Annotated in this window: 22 protein-coding genes, 2 tRNA genes and 1 other RNA gene; 15 read left to right on the forward strand and 10 right to left on the reverse strand. The window is 73.0% G+C overall.

The window, feature by feature from the left end; genetic code table 11:
• The first annotated feature begins 28 nt into the window (after positions 1-28).
• The 4 genes from ACH4G3_RS14140 to ACH4G3_RS14155 all read left to right on the forward strand — a co-directional run bounded on the left by ACH4G3_RS14140 (position 29) and on the right by ACH4G3_RS14155 (position 5,269).
• On the forward strand, positions 29-2,134 hold the full coding sequence (locus tag ACH4G3_RS14140; protein WP_397624685.1) for a penicillin acylase family protein: 2,106 nt from the start codon (positions 29-31) through the stop codon (positions 2,132-2,134).
• The gene (locus ACH4G3_RS14145) at positions 2,127-2,735 is read left to right on the forward strand and encodes a GNAT family N-acetyltransferase (RefSeq protein WP_397624686.1); all 609 of its coding nucleotides are present in this window, start codon (positions 2,127-2,129) and stop codon (positions 2,733-2,735) included. The genes ACH4G3_RS14140 and ACH4G3_RS14145 overlap by 8 nt, the downstream gene beginning before the upstream one ends.
• A complete protein-coding gene (locus tag ACH4G3_RS14150) occupies positions 2,732-3,214 on the forward strand; it encodes a cupin domain-containing protein (protein WP_397624687.1) in 483 nt (160 codons plus the stop codon). The genes ACH4G3_RS14145 and ACH4G3_RS14150 overlap by 4 nt, the downstream gene beginning before the upstream one ends.
• Positions 3,215-3,409: 195 nt before the next feature.
• Positions 3,410-5,269 (forward strand): copper resistance CopC/CopD family protein, encoded by a 1,860-nt coding sequence (locus tag ACH4G3_RS14155; RefSeq protein WP_397624766.1) that lies wholly within the window; start codon positions 3,410-3,412, stop codon positions 5,267-5,269.
• On the opposite strand, the gene ACH4G3_RS14160 is transcribed toward ACH4G3_RS14155, so the two are convergent.
• Positions 5,169-6,140, reverse strand: a complete 972-nt coding sequence (locus tag ACH4G3_RS14160) for a DUF72 domain-containing protein (protein WP_397624688.1) — start codon at positions 6,138-6,140, stop codon at positions 5,169-5,171. The genes ACH4G3_RS14155 and ACH4G3_RS14160 overlap by 101 nt on opposite strands.
• Before the next feature lie 168 nt (positions 6,141-6,308).
• On the opposite strand from ACH4G3_RS14160, the gene ACH4G3_RS14165 reads away from it, so the two are divergent.
• The 3 genes from ACH4G3_RS14165 to ACH4G3_RS14175 are packed head-to-tail and all read left to right on the forward strand — an operon-like array spanning position 6,309 to position 9,783.
• The gene (locus ACH4G3_RS14165) at positions 6,309-8,816 is read left to right on the forward strand and encodes a SpoIIE family protein phosphatase (protein ID WP_397624689.1); all 2,508 of its coding nucleotides are present in this window, start codon (positions 6,309-6,311) and stop codon (positions 8,814-8,816) included.
• Between the two features lie 13 nt (positions 8,817-8,829).
• Entirely contained in the window at positions 8,830-9,297 is a 468-nt protein-coding gene (locus ACH4G3_RS14170) for a DUF4383 domain-containing protein (RefSeq protein WP_397624690.1), read from the forward strand.
• Between the two features lie 18 nt (positions 9,298-9,315).
• Entirely contained in the window at positions 9,316-9,783 is a 468-nt protein-coding gene (locus ACH4G3_RS14175) for an MSMEG_6728 family protein (RefSeq protein ID WP_397624691.1), read from the forward strand.
• Between the two features lie 43 nt (positions 9,784-9,826).
• On the opposite strand, the gene ACH4G3_RS14180 is transcribed toward ACH4G3_RS14175, so the two are convergent.
• From ACH4G3_RS14180 to ACH4G3_RS14190, 3 genes are all read right to left on the reverse strand, one after another.
• A complete protein-coding gene (locus ACH4G3_RS14180; protein WP_397624692.1) occupies positions 9,827-10,954 on the reverse strand; it encodes a ribonuclease H family protein in 1,128 nt (375 codons plus the stop codon).
• Positions 10,955-11,126: 172 nt separating this feature from the next.
• Positions 11,127-11,573, reverse strand: a complete 447-nt coding sequence (locus tag ACH4G3_RS14185) for an ArsI/CadI family heavy metal resistance metalloenzyme (RefSeq protein WP_397624693.1) — start codon at positions 11,571-11,573, stop codon at positions 11,127-11,129.
• 28 nt (positions 11,574-11,601) lie between these two features.
• Complete coding sequence (locus tag ACH4G3_RS14190; RefSeq protein ID WP_397624767.1) at positions 11,602-12,966, reverse strand: FAD-dependent oxidoreductase; 1,365 nt, start codon at positions 12,964-12,966, stop codon at positions 11,602-11,604.
• 148 nt (positions 12,967-13,114) lie between these two features.
• On the opposite strand from ACH4G3_RS14190, the gene ACH4G3_RS14195 reads away from it, so the two are divergent.
• Positions 13,115-13,492, forward strand: a complete 378-nt coding sequence (locus tag ACH4G3_RS14195; RefSeq protein ID WP_397624694.1) for an ArsR/SmtB family transcription factor — start codon at positions 13,115-13,117, stop codon at positions 13,490-13,492.
• 19 nt (positions 13,493-13,511) lie between these two features.
• On the opposite strand, the gene arsB is transcribed toward ACH4G3_RS14195, so the two are convergent.
• On the reverse strand, positions 13,512-14,600 hold the full coding sequence (gene arsB, locus ACH4G3_RS14200; RefSeq protein ID WP_397624695.1) for an ACR3 family arsenite efflux transporter: 1,089 nt from the start codon (positions 14,598-14,600) through the stop codon (positions 13,512-13,514).
• A complete protein-coding gene (locus tag ACH4G3_RS14205; protein WP_397624696.1) occupies positions 14,597-14,905 on the reverse strand; it encodes an ArsR/SmtB family transcription factor in 309 nt (102 codons plus the stop codon). The genes arsB and ACH4G3_RS14205 overlap by 4 nt, the downstream gene beginning before the upstream one ends.
• A gap of 46 nt (positions 14,906-14,951) precedes the next feature.
• Here ACH4G3_RS14205 and ACH4G3_RS14210 point away from each other — a divergent pair, with 46 nt between their 5' ends.
• Positions 14,952-15,383 (forward strand): arsenate reductase ArsC, encoded by a 432-nt coding sequence (locus ACH4G3_RS14210; RefSeq protein ID WP_397624697.1) that lies wholly within the window; start codon positions 14,952-14,954, stop codon positions 15,381-15,383.
• Between the two features lie 67 nt (positions 15,384-15,450).
• Here ACH4G3_RS14210 and ACH4G3_RS14215 read toward each other — a convergent pair.
• Positions 15,451-15,538, reverse strand: a tRNA-Ser gene (locus tag ACH4G3_RS14215).
• A gap of 73 nt (positions 15,539-15,611) precedes the next feature.
• Between ACH4G3_RS14215 and ffs the strand changes: the two genes are divergently transcribed.
• The 6 genes from ffs to ACH4G3_RS14245 all read left to right on the forward strand — a co-directional run bounded on the left by ffs (position 15,612) and on the right by ACH4G3_RS14245 (position 24,724).
• Positions 15,612-15,706: signal recognition particle sRNA small type (ffs, locus tag ACH4G3_RS14220), an RNA gene on the forward strand.
• Between the two features lie 76 nt (positions 15,707-15,782).
• Positions 15,783-18,287, forward strand: a complete 2,505-nt coding sequence (locus ACH4G3_RS14225) for a DNA polymerase III subunit gamma and tau (RefSeq protein WP_397624698.1) — start codon at positions 15,783-15,785, stop codon at positions 18,285-18,287.
• Between the two features lie 141 nt (positions 18,288-18,428).
• The gene (gene purD, locus ACH4G3_RS14230; RefSeq protein WP_397624699.1) at positions 18,429-19,679 is read left to right on the forward strand and encodes a phosphoribosylamine--glycine ligase; all 1,251 of its coding nucleotides are present in this window, start codon (positions 18,429-18,431) and stop codon (positions 19,677-19,679) included.
• Positions 19,680-20,146: 467 nt separating this feature from the next.
• Positions 20,147-22,075, forward strand: a complete 1,929-nt coding sequence (locus ACH4G3_RS14235; protein WP_397624768.1) for a M48 family metalloprotease — start codon at positions 20,147-20,149, stop codon at positions 22,073-22,075.
• A 204-nt stretch (positions 22,076-22,279) separates the two neighbouring features.
• The gene (locus tag ACH4G3_RS14240) at positions 22,280-23,755 is read left to right on the forward strand and encodes a N,N-dimethylformamidase beta subunit family domain-containing protein (RefSeq protein WP_397624700.1); all 1,476 of its coding nucleotides are present in this window, start codon (positions 22,280-22,282) and stop codon (positions 23,753-23,755) included.
• A 69-nt stretch (positions 23,756-23,824) separates the two neighbouring features.
• Positions 23,825-24,724 carry a phosphoribosylaminoimidazolesuccinocarboxamide synthase gene (locus ACH4G3_RS14245; RefSeq protein WP_397624701.1) on the forward strand — a complete coding sequence of 300 codons (900 nt, stop codon included), beginning with the start codon at positions 23,825-23,827 and terminating at the stop codon, positions 24,722-24,724.
• Between the two features lie 55 nt (positions 24,725-24,779).
• On the opposite strand, the gene ACH4G3_RS14250 is transcribed toward ACH4G3_RS14245, so the two are convergent.
• The 3 genes from ACH4G3_RS14250 to ACH4G3_RS14260 form a co-directional block, all read right to left on the reverse strand.
• Positions 24,780-24,855 (reverse strand) — tRNA-Gly (locus ACH4G3_RS14250).
• Between the two features lie 22 nt (positions 24,856-24,877).
• Entirely contained in the window at positions 24,878-25,498 is a 621-nt protein-coding gene (locus tag ACH4G3_RS14255; RefSeq protein WP_397624702.1) for a response regulator, read from the reverse strand.
• Entirely contained in the window at positions 25,495-26,796 is a 1,302-nt protein-coding gene (locus ACH4G3_RS14260; protein WP_397624703.1) for a sensor histidine kinase, read from the reverse strand. The genes ACH4G3_RS14255 and ACH4G3_RS14260 overlap by 4 nt, the downstream gene beginning before the upstream one ends.

Raw genomic sequence — 26,796 nt, forward strand, 5'->3', positions numbered from 1 at the left:
AGGCTAACCTAAAGGAAAGTGGGGGCACGTGGCCACCGAGATCTACCGTGACGCCTGGGGTATTCCGCATCTGCGCGCGGGCAGCGCGACCGGACTCGCCCACGCCCAGGGCCTCGTCACCGGCCGCGACCGGGCCTGGCAGCTGGAGACCGAGCGGCACCGGGCCCAGGGCACCTCGGCGTCCTTCCTCGGCGCGAGCGCCCTGCCCTGGGACCGGTTCGCCAGACGCGCCAGACTCGACGACACCGCCAGACGCTGCTTCGCGGACCTGGAGAGAAGGGACGCCGAGACGGCGGACTGGCTGCGGGCGTATGTGGAGGGGGTCAACGGCGGGCTGGCGGCGGGCGCCGACGCGGCCCCCGAGTTCGCCCGCACCAGCCTCACCCCCGGCCCCTGGCACCCCTGGACCCCGCTCGGCGTCTGGCTCGCCACCCACATCCTCTTCGCCGGGTTCCCGGCCAAGCTCTGGCGTGAGCAGGTCGCGGCCCACCTGGGCGCGGACGCCATCGGCCTGTTCGCCACCGACGGCCCCGGCACCTCCGGCAGCAACGGCTGGCTGGTGAGCGGCGAACGGACCGCCACCGGGCAGGCGGTCATCGCCGGTGACCCCCACCGCTGGATCGAGGACCCCGGTGTCTACCAGCAGATCCACCTGTCCTGCCCGGAGTTCGACGTCGTCGGCCTGGCCGTCCCCGGTGTCCCCGGCATCGCCCACTTCGGGCACACCGGCACGGTCGCCTGGGCCATCACCAACGCCATGGCCGACTACCAGGACCTGTACCGGGAGCGGCTGCGGCGCACCGGCGCCGGGGTGGAGGCCCTCGGCCCGGACGGGGTGTGGCGCCGGGCGGCCCGGCACACGGAGGTCGTCGAGGTGGCGGGCGAGGAACCGGTCGAGGTCGAGGTGATCGAGACCGACCGGGGCCCGGTGGTCATCGGCGGCCCCGAGGGGCTCGACGGCGACCCGTTCGACCCGGCCGATCCCTCCGGCCCGCCCGTGGCGATCAGCCTGCGCCACCCGCCCCGCGTCACCGGTGACCTCGGCTTCGGCGCCCTGCTGCCGCTGCTGCGGGCCCGCCGGGTCGCCGACGTGGACCGGGCGTTCGACCGGTGGGCCGAGCCGGTCAACGTCGTCCAGGCCGCCGACACCGAGGGCGGTGTGCTGCACCGCGTCGCCGGGCGGGTGCCGCTGCGCGCCGAGGCCAACCGCCTGCGCCTGGTGCCCGCCTGGGAGCCCGGCCACGAGTGGCACGGCTGGCAGGAGACACCCCGCGCCGGGCTCACCGACGACGGCGTCGCCGTCATGGCCAACCAGCGCGGCCCGGCCGGACCCCTCGGCGTCGAGTTCGCCCCGTCGCACCGCCACGACCGCATCGCCGCGCTGCTCGCAGGCAAGGAGCGCTGGTCCGCCGCCGACATGCCCGCGATCCACACGGACACCCACCTCGCCTCCGCGTCCCCCCTCCTGGACCACCTCCGGGCCCTCGACGCCCTCACCCCCGAGGCCTCCGCCCTGCGGGACCGCCTCCTCGCCTGGAACCGCCGCATGGACGCCGACAGCGCCGACGCGGCCCTCTACTCGGCCGTGCGCGGCGCGGTCGTACGGCGGCTGGCGGCGCACCCCGCCTTCGCCGCACTCGCCACACCGCCGGCGTATCCGGAGGTGTTCCGGCCCTGGCTCGCCCTCCTCCCGCGCGTGGGCTTCGCCCTCGAACACCTGCTGCGGGCCGAGGAGCTGTACGGAATCGACCGCCCGTCGGCCGTCCGCGCGGCGGTCGAGGAGGTGGCCGCCCGGCCGCCCGCCGGCGTCTGGGGCGACACCCACCGGCTCGCCCCCTGGCGGGCGCTCGAGCCGGAGACGCCGTACGACGAACCGGGGCTGTCCGGCGACCACGACTGCGTGCTGTGCACCTCGGGCGTGCCGGGCCTCACCGACCGCGCCGCGCGCGGCCCGGCCGCCCGGTACGTCTGGGACCTGGCCCGGCGCGAGGACAGCCGCTGGGTCGTCCCGCTCGGCGCCTCGGGCGTCCCCAACTCGCCCCACCACCGCGACCAGCTCCCCCTGTGGCTCGCCGGGGACCTCGTCCCGGTCGTCACCGACTGGACCCTGCTGAAGAAGGAGACCGATGTCTGACCCGTACGCCTCCCGCACGGCCGTCCACGAGCAGGTGACCGACGGCTTCGGAACCGTCCGCGTCCTGCCCCTGGACCCGGAGGCCGACGCCGGGACGGTCCACCGCTGGGTGAGCGAGGACCGGGCCGTCTTCTGGGGCATGACGGGCCTGACCGAGCGACAGGTGGCCGAGATCTACGCCCACATGGAGACCCTCACCACCCACCACGCCTACCTCGTCGTCCGCGACGGCGAGCCGGTCGCCCTCCTGCAGACCTACGAGCCCGGGGCGGACCGCGTCAGCGAGTGCTACGACGTCCGGCCCGGTGACATCGGCGTCCACCTGCTGGTCGCCCCCGCCGGCCCGGGCGGGGCGCGCTCCGGCTGGACCGCACGGCTGGTGACCGCCGTCGCCCGGTACGTCCTGCTCGGCCTGGACCGCCGGCGGATCGTGGTCGACCCGGACGTCCGCAACGAGAAGGCGATCGCCCGTTTCCTCACCATGGGCTTCACCCCGGGGCCGGTGGTGGTCCTGCCGGAGATCGACCTCCCGGACGTGTACCTGCCCGAGAAGAAGGCCCAGCTCGCCTTCCTCGACCGGGAGATACTCTTCCCCGCGTGACGCCCGACGACCTCATCGCCCACTACGGCCTCGAGCCGATCCCCCGCGAAGGCGGCCTGTTCCGCCAGACCTGGGCCGGTCCCGAACGCCCCGACGGCAGGCCGGAGGGCACGGCGATCGTCGCCCTCCTGACAGCGGGCCCCGACGACTACTCCGCCCTCCACCGCCTGCCGACCGACGAGATCTGGCACTTCTACCTCGGCGATCCCCTGGAGCTCCTGCTGCTCGCCCCGGACGGCAGCACGCGGACGGTGGTGCTCGGGCCGGACGTCCTCGGCGGCCAGCACGTCCAGTTCACGATCCCGGCGGGCACATGGATGGGCGGCAGGGTGCGCGAGGGCGGGCAGTGGACCCTGTTCGGCTGCACGATGGCTCCCGGCTTCACGTTCCAGGGCTATGAGCACGGGGACGCGGCGGAGCTGACGGCACGGTATCCGGGGGTGGCGGACAAGATCGCAGCTCTGTGCCGACCTTTCTAGGGGCGCGGGGAACTGCGCGAACAACCCCCACAGACCCGCACCCGCCGATCCACGCAAACCCACGCCCCGCTGAGCGCGAGACAACTCCCTTCCGTACATAACCGAGAGCCGTACAGCCCGACCCCGGAGACCCACGTGCACCAACGGCGGAACGAGGAGCGCAATGGCGGACACCCCCGGCGACGTCAAGCCCTGGTGCTGCTCGGCACCGTGCTGGTCCTGCTCCTCTTCAGCGCAGCCCCGGCTTCCGCCCACGCCGCCCTCCGCAGCACCGACCCCGACGACGGATCCGTCGTCCAGCGTGCCCCCCGCCACCTCACCCTGACCTTCACCGAGTCCGTCGGCCTGCTCGACGACTCCTTCCGGGTCTTCGGCCCGGACCAGCGCCGCGTGCACACCGGCGAGGCGCAGCACGCGGACGGCCGTTCCGAAACGGCCCGGGTCGGACTGCCCGGCAAACTCGCCCAGGGCACCTACACGGTGGCCTGGCGGGTGGTGTCCTCCGACAGCCACCCGGTCTCCGGCGCCTTCACCTTCTCCGTCGGCAAACGGTCCGCGACGTCCGCGCAGGTCGACACCGGCCCGGACGAGGACCCCCTGACCGGCGGCCTCTACGACGCCGCCCGCTATCTCGCCTACCTCGCCGCCGCGCTGCTCGTCGGCACGGTGGCGTTCGCGCTGCTGTGCCGACCCGCGGACACGTCTCCGCTGCGCAGACCTCTGGCGGCGGCCTGGTGGACCCTGCTCGGCTCGACGGTCGTCCTGCTGATGCTGCGCGCCCCGTACGAGACGGGCGCGGGCCCGGCCTCGGCCTTCGACCTCTCCGCCCTCGAACGCACTCTGACCAGCCGCCCGGGCACGGCCCTGCTCGCCAGGCTGGCCGTCCTCCTGCTGACCGCCGCCTTCCTGCTCCGGTTGTCCAGGCACCGCGACCGCCAGGAGCCCGTGATGCGGGCGGTGGGCGCGGCCCTGGCCGTCGCCCTGGCCCTGACCTGGGCCGCGGCCGAGCACGCCTCCGCCGGGATCCAGGTGCCCGTGGCGATGACGTCGTCCGTGCTGCACCTGGTCGCGACAGGCGTCTGGCTCGGTGGCCTCGTGGCGCTGCTGCTGACCCTGCGCCGGGCCTCGGTCGACGCGCTGGCGGAGGTCGTGCCCCGCTTCTCCCGGATCGCCTTCATCTCGGTGACCGTCCTGGCGGTCACCGGCCTCTATCAGTCCTGGCGCGGCCTCGGCTCCCTCTCCGCGCTGACCGGCACGTCGTACGGCCGGCTGCTGCTGGCCAAACTGGTCGCGGTGACCGCGCTGTTGCTGGCGGCCGGGTACTCGCGCCGATGGACGGCCCGCCTCGCGGCACCGGCGGCCGCCGCCACCCGGACGGCCGTACCGGAACGGGTCGCGCAGCCGGTCGGCGCGGGAGCGCCGGCACCGCCGGGGGAGCCCGGGGAGGCCGGTGCGGCAGTCGAGGCCGGAGACCCGGGGGAGCCGGAGGAGCCGGAAGCGCCGGAGAAACCGGAGGGGGCCTCGGAACCGGCACCCGAGTCCGGCGACGCGGACACCCGGCGTCGCGGTCTGCGCCGCTCCGTCCTCGTCGAAGTCGCCGTCGCCGCCGTGGTGCTGCTGATCACGACACTCCTCACCACCACGCTGCCGGGCCGCGCGCAGGCCGAGGCCGCGCAGCGGTCTCCGGCGGGCGCGCTGCCGCCCACGACCCTGACCACTGTGCCCTTCGACACGGGCGGAAGCACCGGCCCCCTGTCCGGCCGTGGCACGGTGCAGGTCACCCTGGACCCGGCCCGCGTCGGCGAGAACGGCGTCCAGGCCGTGGTCTACGGCGCCGACAAGGGTCTGATCGTCGTCCCCGAGGTCCGCATCAGCTTCACCCTCCCCTCCCGGAAGGTCGGCCCGATCGACGCCCGGCTCACCGACGCCGGCGGCTACTGGAGCACCAACTCCGTCAACCTGCCCCTCGCCGGGACCTGGACGATGAAGACGACCGTGCGGGTGTCGGACGTGGACCAGGTGACAGTGGAGAAGCAGGTGCGGATCGTGCCCTAGGCAGCCTCGCGGCCGCCGGCGGCAGCTCGCCGTCGAGGAGCCGCGTCATGCACTCGGCGGCACGGACGGCGGCGTCGCCGCAGCAGTTGTTGAACAGGACGTGGACCTGTTCGGTCCGCTCGGCCAGCCGGCGCACGCGGGGCAGCCACTCGGCGAGCTCGTCCTCGCCGTACCCGTACCGGAACCGGTCCTCCTTGCTGCCGGTCCCCCAGGCGGTGCTGCGTCCGTGGAACCGTACGACGGACAGCCGGGGCGAGGTGACCGGGGTGACGGGCGGCATCGAGGAGGGCAATGTCTGCGTCATGTCGACGGCGACCGCGGCCATGCCGTACCGGGCGAGCAGCGCGCACGTGGCCTGCGCCCGCTCCGGCTCCCACCACGAGGGATGCCGGAACTCCACGGCGACGGGCCAGCCGCGCGTCCGCTCGGCGCAGCCCTGGAGGAACTCCTCCGCCCGCTCCCCGGGCCGGAACCACGGCGGGAACTGGAACAGCACGCTCCCGAGCCGCCCGGCCCGCCGCAACGGCTCGATCCCGGCCGTGAACCGCGCCCACACCTCGTCGAGCACGGCGGCGTCCCGGTGATCGGCCGGCAGCCCGGCCGGCATCACCGCCCCCCTGGTGGGGTGCCCGGTCAGCAGCGAGAACGCCTTGACGTCGAACACGAACCCGTCCGGTGTCCGCTCGGCCCACAGCCGGCTGTTCCGCTCGCTCGGCAGCGCGTAGTACGAGGCGTCGACCTCGACGACCGGGAACCGCTCGGCGTAGTGCCGTAACCGCCCCTCGGCGTCCCGCCGCCCCACCGGGTACCAGCCGCTGCCGACCAGGGCCCGGTCGGTCCAGGAACACGTGCCCACCAGGATCTCGCCCATGGGGGACCGGTTACCCGGGCCGGGCAGCGGCAGGCTCCCGCCCGGGCCGTGGCGGCAGGGTAAGGGCCGTCACAATCGGGGTAATCAGGGGATAGGTTACATATGGGATGACTGTCCTCCGAGCATCCGGGATCACCGCAGACTCCCGCCAGAGCGAGATGACCGATCATGGAGCAGCCCGTCACCGTCGGCCGGGCCGGCCACCGGGCCGACCGGCCGCTCGGAGCGGAACCCCAAGCCCCCCAAGCCCCCGCCCTCGATGACCCCGAAGCCCTCGCGGACCTCGTCGGCGAGGCCCTCACTGCCCGCGTCACCCTCGACGAGCAGGGCAGGGTGACCGGCTGGAACGCGGGCGCCGAACGCCTCCTCGGGTACTCGGCCCGGCAGATGACCGGCCGCCCCGCCGAGGGTCTGCTGGCCGAGCCGCTCCCGGCCCGGGGCGGCCCGCCCGCGCTCGCCGGACTGTCCCGGTGGAACGGCGATGTCGCGCTCCGGCACCATGACGGCCGGAAGCTGACCGTCCGGGTCCTCGCCCACCACAGGACGCCCGGCACCGGCGCCCCCGCCTGGCTCCTCGTGTCCGCCCTGACCCGCCGGCAGCCCCGGCCCGCCCTCGACGAATCCCTCGTGAGCTGGAGCTTCACCCAGTCCCCGTGCTGCGCCCTGGCGCTCTACGACACCCGGCTCCGGCTCAGGCGGGCCAACGAGGGCATGGAGCGGGCCATGGCGCTCACCGAGGAGGAGATGCTGGGCCTGCGCGTGTCCGAGATCGTCGACGACGAGGCCGGTGCACGGGCGGAACGCAGCATGGCCCGGGTGCTGCGGACCGGTGAGCCGCAGTACGAGGAGAACTATCTGCGCGCCCCGGGCGAGACCCGCGAGCACGCCTGGTCGGTCTTCGAGTCCGCGCTGCGGGACGCCGAGGGCGCGATCCGGGGCGTCTGCCTCTCCGCGCACGACATGACGGAACAGTTCTGGGCCCGCAAGCGGCTCCAGTTGATCGCCGAGGCCGGCCGGCGCATCGGCGGCACGCTCGACGTGCGGCGCACGGCCGAGGAGCTGACGGACGTGATCGTCCCGGCCCTGGCCGACTTCGTCAGTGTCGATCTGGTCGCCGCGCTGGACGACGTACCCGAACCGCCCGACCGGGTCCTTCCGGCGGAGGGGCCGCTGCTGCTGCGGCGGGTGGCGCTGCGGTCGGTGACCCCGGGGGCCCCGGAGGCGGTCGTGGCGGCCGGCCAGGTGGACGCCTACCCGGAGGGTTCGGCGCCCTACGAGAGCCTGCGCGCGGGACGCGCCACCCTGCACGAGGTGACCGATCCGGCGTTCGCGGCGTGGCTCGCGCACGACCCGGAGCGTGCCGCGAGGATCCGGGCGCTCGGCATCCACTCGGTGATGACCGTGCCGCTCGCCGCCCGCGGGACCACGCTGGGAGTCGTGCTCCTCGTCCGGTACCGCAACCCCGAGCCCTTCCGGCACGACGACCTGGTCCTGGCCGGGGAACTGGTGGCCAGGGCCGCGGTCAGCATCGACAACGCCCGCCGCTACACCCGGGAGCGCACCACGGCCGTCACGCTCCAGCGCAGCCTGCTGCCGCGGCGGCTGCCCCGGCAGGCGGCGGTCGAGGTCGCCACCCGTTATCTGCCGGCGGGCGGGCACGCCGGCGTCGGCGGCGACTGGTTCGACGTCATCCCCCTCTCCGGGGCGCGGGTGGCCCTGGTCGTCGGCGACGTCGTCGGCCACGGGCTGCACGCCTCCGCGACCATGGGCCGGCTGCGGACGGCCGTACGCACCCTGGCCGACATCGACCTGCCGTGCGACGAGCTCCTCACCCACCTGGACGACCTGGTCGCCCGGCTGAGCGTGGAGGTGGAGGACGGGGAGGGCGGGGAGACCTCCGGGGACGTGGGTGCGACCTGCCTGTACGCCGTGTACGACCCTGTGTCGCGGCGCTGCTGCTTCGCCGGGGCCGGGCATCCCGTGCCGGCCGTGGTGAGCCCCGACGGGAGGGTCGAGCTGATCGAACTCCCGGCCGCGCCCCCGCTCGGTATGGGCGGCCTGCCCCACGAGGCCACCGAGGCCGTCCTGCCCGAGGGCAGCCTGCTCGCCCTCTACACCAACGGCCTGATCGAGAACCGCGACCGGGACCCCGACGCCGGCGTCCACCGGCTGCGCGAGGCCCTGGCCCGCCCGGCGCCCTCGCTGGACGCCCTGTGCGACACGGTGCTGGCCGACCTGCTGCCGCAGCGCCCGGCCGACGACGTGGCCCTGCTCGTCGCCCGCACCCGCGCGCTCGACGCGAGCCAGGTCGCCACCTGGGCGGTGCCGGACGACCCGTCCGCGGTCGCCCAGACCCGCAAGGACGTGGTGGCTCAGCTGGAGAGGTGGGGGCTTTCCGACGCCGTCTTCGTCACCGAACTGGTCGTCAGCGAACTCGTCACCAACGCCATCCGGCACGCGCGGCCGCCGATCCAGCTCCGTCTGATCCACGACGACACCCTGATCTGCGAGGTCTCCGACGGCGGCAACACCGCTCCCCACCTGCGGCGCGCCCGCACCTACGACGAGGGCGGGCGCGGTCTGCTCCTCGTGGCCCAGCTGACCGCGCGCTGGGGCACGCGCCAGGGCGCCACGGGCAAGACCATCTGGGCGGAGCAGACCGTCTCTCTCCAGTGAGGATCCAAGGGCCATGACCACACACACGTCCCACCGGGCCGCCGCGGCCCCCGTGCAGCGGGCAGCCCAGCTGATGGGCGTCGTCTTCCTCCTGGTGGGCGTGCTGGGCTTCATCCCCGGCATCACCACCGACTACGACTCGATGGAGTTCGCCTCCCACGAGTCGGGCGCCGAGCTGCTGGGCCTGTTCCAGGTCTCGATCCTGCACAACCTCGTGCACCTGGCCTACGGTCTCGCCGGCCTGGCCCTCGCCCGCACGGCCGGCGGAGCGTACTCGTACCTGCTGGTCGGCGGTGCCGTCTACCTGGTGCTGTGGATCTACGGCCTGTCCGTCGGCCACGACAGCGACGCCAACTTCGTCCCCCTCAACACCGCCGACGACTGGCTTCACTTCGCCCTGGGCATCGCGATGATCGGCCTGGCTCTGGCTCTCGGCCGCCGCCGCCCGACCCGCGGCCCCCGCACCGGAGCGCAGCGGTAGGCCCCTGGGAGGGACGGCGTGCAGACCTTCCTCCCCTACCCCGGCTTCCGGGAGTCGGCCCTGGTCCTGGACCGCCGCCGGCTCGGCAAACAGCGGGTCGAGGCGCTGCAGGTGCTGCGCGGCCTGGTCGTACCGGGGTACGGCTGGCGCCACCACCCGGCGGTCCGGATGTGGGCCGGCTACGAGGAGGCACTCGTCCGCTACGGCCTGGAGATCTGCCGCGTCTGGCGCGAACAGGGCCACCAGGACAGCTGCGCGGCCACCCTGGTCGCCGACCTCGCGGCGATCCGCCCGCACACCCCGGTCCGCGACCAGCACGTCCTGGCGGCCGAGGGCGAACTGCCCCCCTGGCTGGGCGACGCCCCCTTCCACCACAGCCACCGCTCGGCCCTCGTCCGCAAGGACCCCACCACCTACGCGGACCTCTTCCCCGGCGTCCCGGACGACCTGCCGTACGTGTGGCCGGCGTCGGACCGGCGCGCGTAGACACCGGGCCGACTTCACGGGGACCTGTCCGACGGACCAGCCGTCACGGGTCCCCGCTGACCACCTCGACGAGTCTCCACTGCCCCCGCACCCTCACCGCGGACAGCAGGATCCGCCAGCCGGTCCGGGCCCGGGCGGCGATCTCGGGGCGGACGGGGACCGGGCCCACCGTCGGGCAGTCGTCCTCGTCGTGTCCGTCTTCGTCCTTGAACGTGAGGGACTCGCCGGCCACTTCCGCGATCGTCAGGTACTGGCAGTCGACGCGGTCCTCCCAGCGGGAGGGGTCGGGCCAGGGCACGAGATCGTCGCCGCCGAACGCGTCGACGAACTCCTTGAGCAAGGCCCGCTCGTCCACGGTGATGTCGATGTCCTCCAGGCGGTCCCGGGCCACGTCGGCATCGACATGGCCGTTCGCGACGAGCCAGTTCAGCAGATCCGTCACCACGCGCTTCGCCGTCCGGAGCTCGTGGGGCGACGCGTGCTGCTTGTGGGGCAGGGTGCTGCTGAAGAAGGCGCCCAGTTCATCGACGATCTCGGCGGGCGCCATCTCGGTGAACGGCGTGTCGCCGTACCAGCCGATGCTGAAACGCAGCGTCGAGATGACGTCGTCGGCGGCCTCGAACGCGTGCATGTCGTCCCACCGCTCGGCAAGGAACCGTGACACCGCGACGGCCAGCGTGTTCTCCTCGCTCTGCGCTCCCGCCCTGACCTCCTCGCCACGGTGCTGGTGAAAGGCCAGTTCGGCGGCCAGGTCGCAGGGCCCCTCGACGGCCCACTCGTCGTAGTCGCCGGCTTCGCCGGCTGGGCCGTACTCGTTGTCCTCGTCGTCCTCGTCCGCCCATTCGCCGGGCTCCGTCCATGCGACGTGGTGCCGGGCGAGCAGCGGACGCAGCCTCTGCCACAGGTCCGGCTCGTCGGGCGGGCGGCGCTGGGCGCGCTTCTCGTGCAGGGTCTCGTCGGCCACGCAGATCCGCACGCGCGACGGGCGGGTCAGCGCCGTGAGCCCTTCCACGACGGCCGTCAGCGCCATCCGGTGGGAGGTCACGCCGGTGCCGCTGCCGTTCAGCTCGCGCCGGTGAGACCCGTGGGTCAGGACCGCCGCCCAGCCGCCGTATCCGTCCTCGCACCGCCCGGCCGCGTGGAGCACGACCTCCCCCGAGTCAAGACCCATCCGTCCTCCCGAAGCGCGCCGAGACGACGAGATGATCTCACCGCGACGCATCCGGAGGAAGTGTGGGCGAGGGGGCGCGCGGTGCACGCCGAGCGCGCGCGGCGACCGGTATCGAACGAAAGAAGGCCACCACCGAGAACGCGGCCGCGGCGTCGCCCGCCGCACCGGCGGATCAGCAGCAGCCGCCCGCGGCGGCCGGCTCCTCCGCGCCGGCGCAGCAGGTGCTGCCCTGCTGCTTGGCCAGGGAGCCGGCGTCGGCCTTGACCACATACACCTCCCAGGGTTCCTGGCCGGGGCCGTGGACCCAGACCTTGTCCTGGACGGCGTAACAACAGGTCGTGTCGTTCTCCACGTCGGTGCTCAGGCCCGCCTCGCCCAGGCGGGCGGTGGCGGCGTGCACCGCCTCGGTCGTCTCGACCTCGACGCCGAGGTGGTCCATGCGGGTCGGCTCACCTGTGGTGCCTTCGATGAGAACGAGCTTCAGCGGGGGCTCGGCGATGGCGAAGTTGGCGTAGCCGTCGCGGAGTTTGGCGGGCTCCGTACCGAAGAGCTTCGTGTAGAAGGCCACGGACTCGGCGAGATCGGGGACACGGAGGGCGAGCTGGACACGGGACGTCATGACGAACCTCCTGGAGTGGGCGGGGAGTTCAGCAGCCGCCGGAGGCGGTGGCCGGAGCGCCGGTGCCGATCTGCGAGGTGGCCGGAGTGGCGCAGCAGCCTCCGCCCTCGGCCGGGGTGGCGCCGGGCTCGTCGAACAGGCCGGCCCCGCCGCACACGCCGGTCTCGGGCAGGGTCAGCTCGACGCGCTCGGCGGCCGCACGGTCTCCGGCGATCGCGGCGGCGACCGAGCGGACCTGCTCGTAGCCGGTCATCGCGAGGAACGTGGGCGCGCGGCCGTAGGACTTCATACCGACCAGGTAGACGCCCTGCTCGGGGTGGGAGAGCTCTTTCACGCCGTGCGGGTGGACGGTGCCGCAGGAGTGGACGTTGGGGTCGATCAGCGGGGCCAGGGCTGTGGGCGCCTGGAGGCGGTCGTCCAAGCACAAGCGGAGCTCGGAGAGGAAGGACAGGTCCGGGCGGAGACCGGTTAGGACGATCACCTCGTCGACCGGGTCCAGCCGGCGCCCGTCCTCGGCGACCAGGACCAGCCGGTCGCCGTCCCGCTCGACGGCCTGCGCACGGAACCCGGTGACCGCGCTCGCGTGGCCTTCCTCCACCGCGGCCTTGGCACGCAGGCCGAGGGCACCGCGCGCGGGCAGCTGGTCGGCCTCGCCGCCGCCGAACGTCGAGCCGGTGATGCCGCGGCGCAGGATCCACACCGCGTGCGTGCCCGGCTCGTCCTCGGCCAGGTCCGCGAGGTGGGCCAGGGCGGTGAAGGCCGAGGCGCCGGAGCCGACGACCGCGGTGCGCCTGCCCGCGTACCGGGCGCGTACGGACGGGACGTTGAGGTCGGGGACGCGGTAGGAGATGCGGTGGGCGGCCGTCTTCTCGCCGAGGGCGGGCAGGCCGTCCGCGCCCAGTGGCCCGGGCACGGACCACGTGCCGGAGGCGTCGATGACCGCGCGGGCGCTGATCCGTTCCTCACGGCCGCCGGCCGACAGGACGTGCACGGCGAAGGGCTGCTCGTCGCGGCCGGAGTCGACGACGCGGTCGCGTCCGGCGCGGGCGACGCCGGTGACGGTGGCGCCGTAGCGGACCTTGTCGCCGAGGACGTCGGCGAGGGGCTGGAGGTAGTTCTCGGCCCAGTCGCCGCCGGTGGGGTAGGCGGAGCCGTCCGGGCGGGTCCAGCCGGTCGGGGCGAGGAGCTTCTCCGCGGCCGGGTCGGTGACCTCCGACCAGGTCGAGAACAGCCGCACGTGCGCCCAGCCGCGCACGGCCGTGCCGGCCGACGGACCGGCTTCCAGGACCAGCGGTTCAAGGCCCCGCTCGACGAGATGTGCGGCGGCGGCCAGGCCGACCGGGCCGGCGCCGATGACCACGACGGGCAGCTGGTCAGTGGGCACGCTGTTGATCGGCACGACCACGAGGTTCCCCTTTGATTCGACATCTGTCGATGGCTTGTGCTGTCAGCATGGCACCTGCTTCGATGACCGTCAATATAGACATTCATCGAATCGATGCCTCTGGCCTCTTTGGTTCGACGCATGTCAACATTGACGTATGTCGAATACGAGGGTGCTGCCGCTGCTGGAACCCGAGGTCCCGGAGGCCGTGGCGCCGTGCTGCCCGCCCCTCACCGAGCGTCCGTTCACCGCGGAGGAGGCCGAAACGGCCGCGCGGATGTTCAAGGCCCTGGGGGACCCGGTGCGGTTGCGGCTGTTCTCGGCGGTGGCCTCGCACGAGGGCGGCGAGGCGTGCGTCTGCGACATCTCCGATGTCGGCGTCTCGCAGCCGACCGTCTCCCACCACCTGAAGAAGCTGAAGGAGGCCGGGCTGCTGACCTCCGAACGGCGCGGCACCTGGGTCTACTACCGCGTCGAGCCGTCCGTGCTGTCCGCGATGGGCAAGCTGCTGACCATCTCTCCGGCCGCAGCCTGACCCACCACCGAAAACGCGGTCAGCGAGAAGGCGTGGCGCTGAACTTCCGCCGCCAGGCCAGCGAGACGTACACCAGCGCCACCAGCACCGGCACCTCGATCAGCGGCCCGACCACGCCCGACAACGCCTGACCTGACGTCACGCCGAAGGTGGCGATGGCGACCGCGATCGCCAGCTCGAAGTTGTTGCCGGCCGCGGTGAAGGCGAGGGTCGCGGTGCGGTCGTAGGCGAGGCCGATGACCTTGCCGAGGGCGAAGGTGCCGAACCACATCACGGCGAAGTACACCAGCAGCGGCAGCGCGATCCGGGCGACGTCCAGCGGCTGCGAGGTGATGGTCCTCCCCTGCAGGGCGAAGAGGATGACGATCGTGAAGAGCAGGCCGTACAGCGCCCACGGGCCGATCTTCGGAAGGAAGCCCGACTCGTACGCCTCACGGCCCAGCTTCCGCTCGCCGATGCGGCGGGTGAGGAACCCGGCCAGCAGCGGCACGCCGAGGAAGACGACGACGTTCAGGGCGATCTTCCCCATGGAGATGTCCAGGTGCTCCCCGTCGCCCAGGTTCAGCCAGCCGGGCAGCAACTCGAGGTAGAACCAGCCGAGCAGGCCGAACGCCACCACCTGGAAGACCGAGTTCAGCGCGACCAGGACCGCTGCCGCCTCGCGGTCGCCGCAAGCGAGGTCGTTCCAGATGATGACCATCGCGATACAGCGGGCCAGCCCGACGATGATCAGGCCGGTGCGGTACTCGGGCAGGTCCGGCAGGAAGATCCAGGCGAGGGCGAACATCACCGCCGGTCCGACGATCCAGTTGATGACGAGCGACGAGACCATGAGCCTCTTGTCGCCGGTGACGGCGTCGAGCTTGTCGTAGCGGACCTTGGCCAGGACCGGATACATCATGATCAGCAGGCCGATGGCGATCGGCAGCGAGATGCCGCCGATCTCGACCTTCGCGAGGGCGTCGTCGAGTCCGGGGACGGCGCGGCCGAGGCCCAGGCCGACGGCCATGGCGAGCAGGATCCACACGGCGAGGAAACGGTCGAGCGTCGACAGCTTCGCGACGACCGAGGGTTCCTCGGCGGTCGCTGCTGCTTCGGTGCGGGTCACAGGCAGGCCCTCTTGTTGTCGGCGGCGGTTCGTGCGGACTCGGCCAGGTCGCTGAACTGCCCGGCGAGCCGGGCGATGACGTCGGGGCGCAGCCTGTAGTACGTGTACCGGCCGCACGGCTCCGTCTCGACGACCCCGGCCTCGCGCAGCACTCTCAGATGGTTGGAGAGGTTGGTCTGCCGGGCACCGGTCTCCTCCACGAGGTGGGTGGTGCACAGCGTCTCTTTGGCCAGCAGGGTCACGATCCGCAGCCTGAGCGGATCGGCCAGGACCCGGATCAGATCAGTGTCGACTGATGTCAGCATGGGCTGATACTTTCACACCAATGAACCGCTGACGAAGGAAGAACCGATGTCCTCCAGCCCGCTCGCCTCCGTGCTGTTCGTCTGCGTCCACAACGCGGGGCGTTCCCAGATGGCAGCCGGCTTCCTCCACCACCTCGCGGGCGACCGGATCGAGGTCCGCTCCGCCGGCTCCGTCCCGGGCGACCGGGTCAACCCGGCCGCGGTCGAGGCCATGCGGGAGATCGGCATCGACATCGCCGACGCAAAGCCGAAGATCCTCACGACCGAGGCCGTCCAGGCGTCCGACTACGTCATCACGATGGGCTGCGGCGACGCCTGCCCGGTCTTCCCCGGCAAGACGTACCTCGACTGGGCCCTGGAGGACCCGGCGGGCAAGGGCGTGGAGGCCGTCCGCCCTATCCGCGACGAGATCAGGAACCGTATCGAGGCCCTGATCGCCGAGATCGACGCCGGGCCCGTATCCCGTCCCCGCACATGAGACCACACACGCCGAAGGGCCCCACCGCGAACGGTGGGGCCCTTCGACATCGTGCCCGGTGAGGCACTGGCGGAGGATACGAGATTCGAACTCGTGAGGGGTTGCCCCCAACACGCTTTCCAAGCGTGCGCCCTAGGCCTCTAGGCGAATCCTCCGCCGGAAACATTACATGACGGAGAGGAGTGCTCGCGAACTCGTTCCCTGCCCCTGACATCAGGTAGCCTTGGCGCAGCCCCTCACGCGGCGCTATCTGACTGAACTCCCCCAGGGCCGGAAGGCAGCAAGGGTAGGTTGGCTCTGGCGGGTGCGTGGGGGGCGTCTGCGTTCCGGGCTTCGTGTGGTGCGGTCCGCTTCCCGTGGCGGGGTCCGTTGTCAGTGGGCGCCTATAACCTCGTAGGCGTGTCGTCTCTCGCTCTGTACCGCCGCTATCGCCCGGAGACCTTCGCCGAGGTCATCGGGCAGCAGCACGTCACCGACCCGTTGCAGCAGGCGCTGCGCAACAACCGGGTCAACCACGCGTACCTGTTCAGCGGGCCGCGAGGCTGTGGCAAGACGACCAGCGCGCGGATCCTGGCGCGGTGTCTGAACTGCGAGCAGGGCCCTACGCCCACGCCGTGCGGTGAGTGCCAGTCCTGTCAGGACCTCGCGCGCAACGGACCCGGTTCCATCGACGTCATCGAGATCGACGCCGCTTCCCACGGTGGCGTGGACGACGCCCGTGACCTGCGCGAGAAGGCCTTCTTCGGACCTGCCCGCAGCCGGTACAAGATCTACATCATCGACGAGGCCCACATGGTCACGTCGGCCGGTTTCAACGCGCTGCTGAAGGTCGTCGAGGAGCCGCCGGAGCATCTCAAGTTCATCTTCGCGACCACCGAGCCCGAGAAGGTCATCGGGACCATCCGGTCGCGGACCCATCACTACCCGTTCCGGCTCGTCCCGCCCGGGACGCTGCGGGAGTACCTCGCCGAGGTGTGCCAGAAGGAGGCCATCCCGGTCGAGGACGGTGTCCTCCCGCTCGTCGTGCGCGCCGGTGGCGGCTCCGTGCGTGACTCCATGTCCGTCATGGACCAGCTGCTGGCCGGCGCCGCTGCGGACGGTGTGACGTACGCCATGGCGACGGCCCTGCTCGGCTACACCGACGGCTCCCTCCTCGACTCCGTCGTCGAGGCCTTCGCCACCGGTGACGGGGCCGCGGCCTTCGAGGTCGTCGACCGCGTGATCGAGGGCGGGAACGATCCCCGTCGGTTCGTCGCCGATCTGCTGGAGCGGCTGCGTGACCTGGTGATCCTCGCCGCCGTCCCGGACGCGGCAGAGAAGGGGCTCATCGACGCCCCCGCCGACGTCGTCGAGCGCATGCAGGCTCAGGCCGGCACCTTCGGCGCCGCCGAGCTGAGCCGGGCCGCCGACCTCGTCAACGAGGGCCTGACCGAGATGCGCGGCGCCCATTCGCCCCGCCTCCAGCTCGAGCTGATCTGCGCGCGCGTCCTGCTCCCCGCCGCCTACGGCGACGAGCGGTCCGTCATGGCCCGCCTGGACCGGGTCGAGCGCGGTGTGAACTTCTCCTCCCAGGGCCCCGCCGGCATGCCCGCCATGGGGTACGCGCCAGGGCCCGAAGGACATGGGGCAGCGGCGGCCGCCCCGGCGGCCGCTCCCGTTCCTCCGGGTGGCGGTCCGGCAGCGGCCCGGGCGGCGGTCCGTGCCTCGGGAGCGCCGGGTGGTGGAGGTCCTGGGGGTCCCGGAGGCCCTGGCCCCGGTGGCAGTGGCAGTGGCAGTGGCGGTCACGCGGCGGCCGCGGCCGGGCATGCGCATGCCCCCGCTGCGGCGGGCCAGGAAGCACAGCAGCCGGCGGTTTCGGGCCCGCCCGCTCCAGCCGAGCCCGCGCCCACCTCCGGCCCCGCCGACGGACGGCAGGCCTCACCTGCCCAGCCGCCCCACACACCGTCCGCTCAGGCTCCCGTTCCCTCCAACGCTCCCGCGGCCGCTTCCGGCCCGGCCCCCGGCGCCTGGCCCACCGCGGCCTCGGCCGGCAGCGGCCGTCGCCCGGGCGGCTGGCCCACGGCCGCCTCGGGCGCACCCGCACCCGCGTCCGCACCCGCGTCGACCCCCCCGGCAGCGAGCACTCCCGCTCCGAGCGCACCCGCACCCAGCAGCCCCACACCGGCGCCCTCGGCCCCTGCACCGGCCACCCCGGCCCCCGCACACGCCCCCGCGTCCGGGGGGCTCGACCCCCGCATGCTCTGGCCGAACATCCTGGAAGCGGTCAAGAACCGCCGTCGCTTCACCTGGATCCTGCTCAGTCAGAACGCCCAGGTGGCCGGCTTCGACGGCACCACCCTCCAGCTCGGCTTCGTCAACGCCGGCGCGCGTGACAACTTCCTGAGCAGCGGCAGTGAGGACGTGCTGCGGCAGGCGCTGGGCGAGCAGTTCAACGTCCAGTGGAAGATCGAGGCGATCGTCGACCCGTCCGGCGGCTCCGCGCCGCAGGCCCCGGGCGGCCCCTCCGGGTTCGGAGGCGGCCAGGGCGGTCACGGCGGCGGCACCGGTGGCTACGGCGGTGGCTACGGCGGCGGTGGCGGCTACAACACCGGCGGTGGAGGCGGCGACTACAACGCCGGCAGCGGCGGTACGGCGACCGCCCAGCGCCCCGCCACGTCCCAGTCGACCGCCCCGTCCGCTCCCGCCCAGCAGTCGAACACACCCACCCGCGGCTCCACCCCGGCTCCCGCACCCACCGCCCCCGCATCCCAGCCCTCCGCCCCGGCGCCGCGGTCCGTCTCCGTCGAGGACGACATCCCCGAGGACGACGACCCCGACCTCGACGAGTCGGCCCTCTCCGGCCAGGAGCTGATCGTCCGGGAACTGGGGGCGACGGTGGTGGAGGAGTTCTCCAACGAGCCCTAGGGGCTGACAAGCCAGGCCGGTGGAAGCACCCCGGGCGACCAGCCGGCGAGCCCCGTTCAGAGGAACCTCCAACCCAAGATCCCCGCCCCCTTCGGAAGCCCGCACAAAGGGAACCCGCCGCCTCCCGTTAGGCTGACCCCCGTGAAGGTCCTCGTCATCGGCAGCGGCGCCCGCGAACACGCCCTGTGCCACTCCCTGTCCCACGACCCCGACGTCACCGCGCTGCACTGCGCCCCCGGCAACGCAGGCATCGCCGAGGTCGCCGAGCTGCACCAGGTCGACGCCCTGGACGGCACGGCCGTCACCGCGCTGGCCACGCGGCTCGGCGCGGACCTCGTGGTCGTCGGCCCGGAGGCGCCCTTGGTCGCCGGTGTCGCCGACGCCGTCCGCGAGGCCGGCATCCCGGTCTTCGGCCCGTCCGGGCAGGCCGCCCGGCTCGAGGGCTCCAAGGCCTTCGCGAAGGACGTCATGGCGGTGGCCGAGGTACCCACGGCGCGGTCGTACGTCTGCACGACCCCGGAGGAGGTCGACGCGGCCCTCGACGCCTTCGGTGCTCCGTACGTCGTCAAGGACGACGGGCTCGCCGCCGGCAAGGGTGTCGTCGTCACCGACGACATCGAGGCGGCCAGGGCCCATGCCGCCGCCTGCGAGCGCGTGGTCATCGAGGAGTACCTGGACGGCCCCGAGGTCTCCCTGTTCGCCGTCACCGACGGTGAGACGGTCGTGCCGCTCCAGCCCGCCCAGGACTTCAAGCGCGCGCTGGACGGCGACGAGGGCCCGAACACCGGCGGCATGGGGGCGTACTCGCCGCTGCCGTGGGCCGACCCGAAGCTGGTCGACGAGGTCATGCAGACCGTCCTGCAGCCGACCGTGGACGAGATGAAGCGCCGCGGCACGCCGTTCTCCGGCCTGCTCTACGCCGGGCTCGCGATCACCTCGCGCGGCGTGCGCGTGATCGAGTTCAACGCCCGCTTCGGCGACCCCGAGACCCAGGTCGTCCTGGCCCGGCTGAAGACGCCGCTCGCCGGTCTCCTGATGGCCGCGGCCACCGGCAACCTCGCCCACCTGGAGCCGCTGCGCTGGAGCGACGACGCGGCCGTGACCGTGGTCGTCGCCTCGCACAACTACCCCGGCACCCCGCGCACCGGCGATCCGATCACCGGTCTCGACGAGGTCGCCGCCCAGGACGCCCCGCATGCCTACGTGCTGCACGCCGGCACCAAGCGTGACGGTGACGCGATCGTCAGCGCGGGCGGCCGTGTCCTGTCCGTCACGGCCACCGGCAAGGACCTCGCCGAGGCCCGCGACCGCGCCTACACGGCCGTCGGCCGCATCCGCCTCGACGGCTCCCAGCACCGCACGGACATCGCCGCGAAGGCGGCAGGCGCGTAACCGGGCGCGTAACCGGCCATCCCGGCACCCGGTCACCACCACGCGCCATCCCGGCACCCGGGATCACCACCACGCGCCAGCCCGGTACCCACGCGCCAGCCCGTACCCACACGCCAGCCCAGACCTACGCGTCAACCCAAGTACCCGCCGTCACACCAACGCGGGAAACGGCCCCGCTCGATGAACCTCGCAGGCCCCGGATCCGTCTCAGGATCCGGGGCCTGAAGTTTTCGGTATGCGGGGCCTGATCCTCGCTGTCCGTCATCCACCTTTCCCCAAAGCCATTCCATCGAGTGACCGATGTCCTATCCGGCTGACGGGGGGTGGAGCCCCAACTAGGGTGCGGCGCAAGCGTTCCGGCACATGGCCCACCGGCATTGCGATGTCAGTGGCGGGTGCCACAGTGGGGGAGTGAGCAAGGAAAGCGTCAGGTCAACGGGGAGGGGGTGAGGTCGGTCGTGACCGGAATGGGTGTGGAGGCAGGCGCGCAGGCAGCGCGGGCACGAGCACTGGTCGTGCTGCGCATCCGCAGCCGCGCGCTGGCCGTCGCCCTGCTGCCCGCCGCCGTCGCCGTGATCCTGCTCGCGGGCGCCGCCACCGGCCGTCTCGTCGGCCCCGGCTGGGATGCCGCCCGCTGGATCCTGACGCCGGTCGCGGTCCTCGTGCTGCTCGCCGCCGCCGGTATCGCCCTGGTCGTCGCCCGGGCCCGTCCCGCCATGAGCCCCACCATCCCGATCGCCGAGGAGGCGGCCCCGGACCTGTACCGGATGGTGCGCGACCTCGCCGACCGCCTCGATGTCCCCGCGCCCTCGGCGATAGCGCTCACGCCGGACTGCGACAGCTGGCTCGAGGACCGCACCCACCGGGCCCACGGCCCGCCCCCCGCCGAGGAGCACGACGACATAGCGGGCGGTGGCGGACACCCGCACCGCCGGCACCCGGTCGCGCCGGTCCTGGTCATCGGCTCCCCCTTCCTGTGGTGGATGCGGGTCGGCGAGCTGCGCGCGGTCCTCGCCCCTGTCGTCGCCGGTACGGGCCCCTCGGCGCACCCGGACATAGCCGCCGCCCGGCGCTTCGTCCGAGGTCTGGACGCCGCGGTGGCCGTGGCCTCGGCGCCGGAACGCAGACCGGTGTCGCGGGTCGTGCTGGCCGGTGTCGGCTGGGTGGCCCGGCTGCTGCTGCGCAGTTGCCGTGTGTACGCCGCCGAGATGGAGCGGGGTGTGGCGGCCGCGGCCGCGGAGCGTGCACAGGCTGTGGATTACGGGCTGCGGATCGTCGCCCAGGAGCAGGTGGGCCTGGCGTACGCGGGGTGGGACCGGCTGCTGACCCGGGTCGCGCTGCCCGCCTGGAGGATGGGCCGCTGGCCGTCCCGGCTGGACGCCGGTGTGGTGGCGGCGCTCACGGAGCTGTCCCGGCGCGACCGCCTGGCCGAGGGCTTCGCGTCCCGGCTCGGTGAGCGCCCCGCCTGCGATCTGCTGGAGGAGCCGGGCGCGATAGACGAGGCCGCCTCCTTGCTCGCCGCCCGCCTCTTCCACGGCGGCCCGGCGGGGCCCGGCCCCGACTGGTCGCCGGTGGGCTGGAGCGAGTATCCGGAGGAGGTCGTGGACCGCAAGTGGCGCATCGACGCGGCCCGGCTCCACCGCGTCCTGGACGCCATGGGTGTCCGCCCGGCCCCGGGGAGCACGGCCCCCGACACCGGCGGCCCGACCCTGTCCCGCGTCCTCGACCACCTGACGGACCGGGCCGCAGAGCCCCCGTTCGCCACCCGAGGCCCGGAACGGCCCCCGGACGACGAAGAGGACCTCTCCGGCACGACCCCCCGCAGCGCCACCCTCGCCGCCCGGCTCAGCGCCGAACTGTCCCGCGAGGAAACCACCGCGACACCGAGCCCGCCGACCGTCACCACGTCGACCGCCGCCACCTCGGCCGCCGCCACGTCGTCCGCCGCCACCTCGGCCGCGGCCACGTCGTCCGCCGCCACCTCGGCCACCGCCACTGCGCCCGCCGCCCCCACGACCGCGGCCTCTCCGCCCACCGGCTCCCCGCCCACCGGCTCCCAGCCCGTCGGCTCCCCGGCCTCCCCCGCCACCGCGGACCCCGCAGCCCTCTGGGACGACCGGACCCTCCCCCTCTTCCCCCTCCAGCCCCCGCGCACGGCCCGTGAACTGCTCGCCGACCACCTCACGGCGATGATCTGCTGCGCAGCGATGGACACCGCGGGCGCGACCCCGGGCCTTGACTGGCTGGACGGCCCGACCCTCCTCCACAACGGCGAACGCACCGCCGACCTGGCGCCCAAGGTCCTCACCCTGATCGAGGACGGCGACTCCACGCCCCTGCGGGCCTGGCTGGCCGAGCTGGGGATACGCCCCGAGAAGCCGGTCCGCCTCGTCTGACCGCCGGAGCGCCTGCCTCCGCTTCTGGCCAATTCGAAACGAACAGTAACGAAGTGCGCGCATTATGTGATGTGCTTGGACCGTTCGCGCACATGGCAAGGGCTTGCGACATACGACAAACACATAGGCACGAAAGAACCACACACGTCGCAGCGCACCACACAGCACGCACAGCCACGGGGGCGAAGGGGAGGGGAAGAAACCATGGGCTCGGAGCAGATCCGCCGCTGGGAGTCGGGAGCGCTGGCGCACGCTGTGACGGATCCCTTCGGCCAGGGCCCCGTTCCGTGGCTGCGCGGAAACGTCACGTACTTCGACGACAACGGCCAGGTCGTCCCCTGGTACGTGGACCAGGACCCGGCCCCGGCACCGAAGAAGGGCAGCCGCTCCGGCGGCCCCCGTGCGGCCGACGACGTCCACCGCCAGATCAAGGGCTTCACCTCCACCGGCGCGGTCGCACCCGGCGAGGCCATCGACTTCCACATCACCGTCGACCCGCCCCAGCAGTTCGGCGTCGACATCTACCGCATCGGCCACTACGGCGGTGACGGCGCCGCGAAGATCACCACCAGTCCGCGTCTGTCCGGCATCGTGCAGCCCCCGCCGCTCACGGCGGACCGTACGGTCTCCTGCCACCACTGGTGGCTCTCCTGGCGGCTCCAGATCCCGTCGTACTGGAACGTCGGAGCGTACGTCGCCGTCCTCACCACCGCCGACGGCTACCGCTCCCACGTCCCGTTCACGGTCCGCCACGACCAGCCCGCCGACCTGCTCCTCGTCCTGCCCGACATCACCTGGCAGGCGTACAACCTCTACCCGGAGGACGGCCGCACCGGCGCCAGCCTCTACCACGCCTGGGACGAGAAGGGCCGTCTGCTGGGCGAGTCCGAGGCGGCCACCACGGTGTCCTTCGACCGCCCGTACGCGGGCGCGGGCCTCCCCCTGCACGTCGGGCACGCGTACGACTTCATCCGCTGGGCCGAGCGCTACGGCTACGACGTCGCCTACGCCACCGCCGGCGACCTGCACGCGGGCCGCGTCGACCCCACCCGCTACCGCGGCCTGGTCTTCCCGGGCCACGACGAGTACTGGTCCGCCCCCATGCGCGGCGCGGTGGAGCTCGCCCGCGACACCGGCACCTCGCTCGTCTTCCTCTCCGCCAACTCGATGTACTGGCAGGTGGAACTGGGCCCCTCCCCGTCCGGCGTCCCCGACCGCCTGCTGACCTGCCGCAAGCGCAGGGGCCCCGGCAAGCCGGTGCTGTGGCGGGAGATCGACCGGGCGGAGCAGCAGCTCATCGGCATCCAGTACGCCGGGCCCGTCCCGGTGCCGCATCCCCTGATCGTGCGCAACGCCGGCCACTGGCTGTGGGAGGCGACCGGGGCGCACGAGGGGGACGAGATCGAGGGCCTGGTGGCGGGTGAGGCCGACCGCTACTTCCCGCGCACCGCGCTGCCCGAGCACGAGGAGCGCGTGCTGCTCGCGCACTCGCCGTACACGGACAAGGAGGGCGCACCGCGCCACCAGGAGACGTCCCTGTACCGCGCCCCCTCCGGCGCCTGGGTCTTCGCCTCCGGAACGTTCGCCTGGACCCCGGCCCTGGACCGCCCCGGCCACGTCGACGCCCGCGTCCAGCGGGCCACCGCAAACCTCCTGGACCGCATCTGCAAACGCGATTGACCCACTGTCCGCGATCAAGCTCGCATACGGGAGAATCGAGCCACTTGGACAGAACCACGGGGAGGAACCGTGTCCGGATTCGTAGAGAAGCCCGAGCCGATCCAGGTTCAGGGCCTGGTGCATCTGCACACCGGCAAGGTGCGCGAGCTGTACCAGAACGAGGCGGGCGACCTCGTGATGGTCGCCAGCGACCGCATCTCCGCATTCGACTGGGTGCTGCCGACCGAGATCCCCGACAAGGGCCGGGTCCTCACGCAGCTCTCCCTGTGGTGGTTCGACCAGCTCGCCGACCTGATCCCGAACCACGTCCTGAGTACGGAACTGCCCGCGGGCGCCCCCGCCGACTGGGAGGGCCGCACGCTCGTCTGCAAGTCGCTCCAGATGGTCCCCGTGGAGTGCGTGGCCCGCGGCTACCTGACGGGCTCGGGCCTGGTCGAGTACAACGAGTCCCGCACGGTCTGCGGCCTCGCCCTGCCGGAGGGCCTGGTCGACGGCAGTGAACTGCCCGCCCCGATCTTCACCCCGGCCACCAAGGCAGCCGTCGGCGAGCACGACGAGAACGTCTCCTACGAGGAGGTCGCCCGCCAGGTCGGCGCCGACACCGCGGCCCGGCTGCGCCAGGCGACGCTCGCCGTCTACTCGCGGGGCCGGGACATCGCCCGCGAGCGGGGCATCATCCTCGCGGACACGAAGTTCGAGTTCGGCTTCGACGGCGATTCCCTGGTCCTCGCGGACGAGGTCCTGACCGCGGACTCCTCCCGCTTCTGGCCGGCCGACGAGTGGCAGCCGGGCCGTGCGCAGCCGTCGTACGACAAGCAGTTCGTCCGCGACTGGCTGACCTCGGCGGAGTCGGGCTGGGACCGCAAGAGCGAGCAGCCGCCGCCCCCGCTGCCGCAGCAGGTCGTCGACGCCACCCGCGCCAAGTACGTGGAGGCGTACGAGCGCCTGACCGGCACCAGCTGGTCGTAGGACTCGCACATGGAACACGAAGAAGCCCCCCGGCTGGAACCGGGGGGCTTTTCTCTGGAGCGAACGACGAGGTTCGAACTCGCGACCTCAACCTTGGCAAGGTTGCGCTCTACCAACTGAGCTACGTTCGCCTGCGCCGTGGCGCGGGAACCACTATACCCAACCTCGCTCCCGCGCGAGCCGCACCGCCGCATGCCGGTTCTCCGCCCCGAGCTTCGACACGGCCGACGACAGGTAGTTCCGTACGGTCCCCTGTGACAGCGCGGCGCGCTCGGCGATCTCCGCGACGGGCGCACCGTCGGCGGCGAGCTCCAGCACCTCGGCCTCCCGCGCGGTCAGCGGCGAGTCCCCGGCGGCGATCGCGTCGGCGGCCAACTCCGGGTCGACGTAGCGGTTCCCGGCGTGCACGGTGCGGATGAGCTCCGCGAGGCGCTGCGCGCTCACGGTCTTCGGCACGAACCCCCGCACCCCGGCCTCCAGCGCCCGCTTCAGATGCCCGGGCCGCCCGTGGCTGGTGACGATGACCACCTTGCAGCCGGGCAGTTCGGTGCGCAGGGATGTGGCGACCTTCACACCGTCGGCGCCGGGCATCTGCAGATCCAGTACGGCGACGTCGGGCTTGTGAGCCCGGGCCATCGCGAGCGCCTCCGGCCCGGTGGCCGCCTCGGCGACGACCGTGAGGTCGTCCTCCAGCGACAGCAGCGCGGCGAGCGCCCCGCGAATGAGGTGCTCGTCGTCGGCGAGCAGCAGCCGCACGGGCTCGGCGGCGGTCATGGCGTGACCTCACTCACGGTGGGCACCATGGCGACGGACTCGGAACGGGCGGGTTCCGACGGCAGCGGAATCTTTGCCGTCAGCCGGAACAGCCCCTTGCCGGCGGGTCCGGCCACCAGGGTCCCGTCGATCTCCGCCAGCCGCTCCCGGAGCCCGGCGAGTCCGGAGCCGGATGAGCCTGACGAGCCGGATGAGCCGGATGAGCCCGACGAGCCGGAGGAAGCGCCCCCGGCCTCGGTGACCCCGTCGTTCTCCACGGACAACACCACATGTCCCTCCAACATCCGCAGTCTCACCGCACACCGCCGTGCGTCCCCGTGCCGCAGGACGTTCGTGGCGGCCTCCCGGACCACCCACCCCAGGGCGGACCGCACCGCGACCGGCAGCTCCGCCGCCGCCCCGCTCACCGTGCAGTCGATACCGGCCGCGGTCAGCACGCCTTGCGCACCGGCGAGTTCCGAGGCGAGGTCCGCCTCCCGGTAGCCCCGGACGACCTCGCGGACCTCCCGCTGCGACTCCTGCGCGAGCCGCTGCACCTCGACCATCTGCGCCACGGCCTCCGGTCGGTCCCGCTGGGCGAGCTGCACGGCGAGTTCGCTCTTGAGCGCGATGACGGCGAGGTTCCGCCCCATGACGTCGTGCAGATCCCGCCCGAACCTGAGCCGCTCCTCGGCGACGGCGAGCCGGGTCCGGGTCTCACGCGCCTCGTCGAGTTCGTAGACGATGTTGAGCAGCCACACCGAGATGATGGCCGTGGAGGCCATGATCCCGCCGCTGAACAGCACCATCACCGACGCGAAGAGCGATTCGCCCGCCGAGGCGCCCCGAGCGAACGCCACGATCCAGGAGCCTGCGGCGAAGGCCCCGACGACGGCGAACACGCGCTTCCGCTCACGGATGCCGAGCGCGATGATGCCGGTCCCGACGATGACGACCACCCCGAAGGCCCCGCCCGCGGCGGTGTCCACGTGCTCGCCGTCCGGTCCGCGGTCCGCGATGCCGATCGCGGTGACGCCGACCGCGGCGGTGACGGCGGCCAGCGTCCACAGCAGCCGGACGGGCTGTGGACGCCTGCCCCGCGTCCAGTCCAGCGACCGTGACACGGTGACGAAGCAGACCGCGACGTGCACGCCCAGCACCAGCAGCAGCCCGGCCCCCGGCCACACCCCCAGGGTGACCGCCATGAGCCCGACCGTGACGAACTCGACCACCGCGAAGAGGTGGAACGACCACCGCGTGTACGTCTCGACCTTCTCCGGCTTGCTCTGCCGCCGCCACCACCCGCCCGGCCCGCGCAT

Source organism: Streptomyces afghaniensis (assembly GCF_044327915.1).
In the GTDB taxonomy this organism is placed as follows: domain Bacteria; phylum Actinomycetota; class Actinomycetes; order Streptomycetales; family Streptomycetaceae; genus Streptomyces; species Streptomyces afghaniensis.

Coding starts and splice junctions, on each gene's coding strand:
- ACH4G3_RS14185 (WP_397624693.1), bottom strand. CDS start 11,573: ATGACGTCCCGTGTCCAGCTCGCCCTCCGTGTCCCCGATCTCGCCGAG.
- ACH4G3_RS14165 (WP_397624689.1), top strand. CDS start 6,309: ATGGAGCAGCCCGTCACCGTCGGCCGGGCCGGCCACCGGGCCGACCGG.
- ACH4G3_RS14205 (WP_397624696.1), bottom strand. CDS start 14,905: ATGCTGACATCAGTCGACACTGATCTGATCCGGGTCCTGGCCGATCCG.
- ACH4G3_RS14235 (WP_397624768.1), top strand. CDS start 20,147: ATGGGTGTGGAGGCAGGCGCGCAGGCAGCGCGGGCACGAGCACTGGTC.
- ACH4G3_RS14240 (WP_397624700.1), top strand. CDS start 22,280: ATGGGCTCGGAGCAGATCCGCCGCTGGGAGTCGGGAGCGCTGGCGCAC.
- ACH4G3_RS14255 (WP_397624702.1), bottom strand. CDS start 25,498: ATGACCGCCGCCGAGCCCGTGCGGCTGCTGCTCGCCGACGACGAGCAC.
- ACH4G3_RS14180 (WP_397624692.1), bottom strand. CDS start 10,954: ATGGGTCTTGACTCGGGGGAGGTCGTGCTCCACGCGGCCGGGCGGTGC.
- ACH4G3_RS14210 (WP_397624697.1), top strand. CDS start 14,952: ATGTCCTCCAGCCCGCTCGCCTCCGTGCTGTTCGTCTGCGTCCACAAC.
- ACH4G3_RS14160 (WP_397624688.1), bottom strand. CDS start 6,140: ATGGGCGAGATCCTGGTGGGCACGTGTTCCTGGACCGACCGGGCCCTG.
- ACH4G3_RS14145 (WP_397624686.1), top strand. CDS start 2,127: ATGTCTGACCCGTACGCCTCCCGCACGGCCGTCCACGAGCAGGTGACC.
- ACH4G3_RS14195 (WP_397624694.1), top strand. CDS start 13,115: ATGTCGAATACGAGGGTGCTGCCGCTGCTGGAACCCGAGGTCCCGGAG.
- ACH4G3_RS14260 (WP_397624703.1), bottom strand. CDS start 26,796: ATGCGCGGGCCGGGCGGGTGGTGGCGGCGGCAGAGCAAGCCGGAGAAG.
- ACH4G3_RS14170 (WP_397624690.1), top strand. CDS start 8,830: ATGACCACACACACGTCCCACCGGGCCGCCGCGGCCCCCGTGCAGCGG.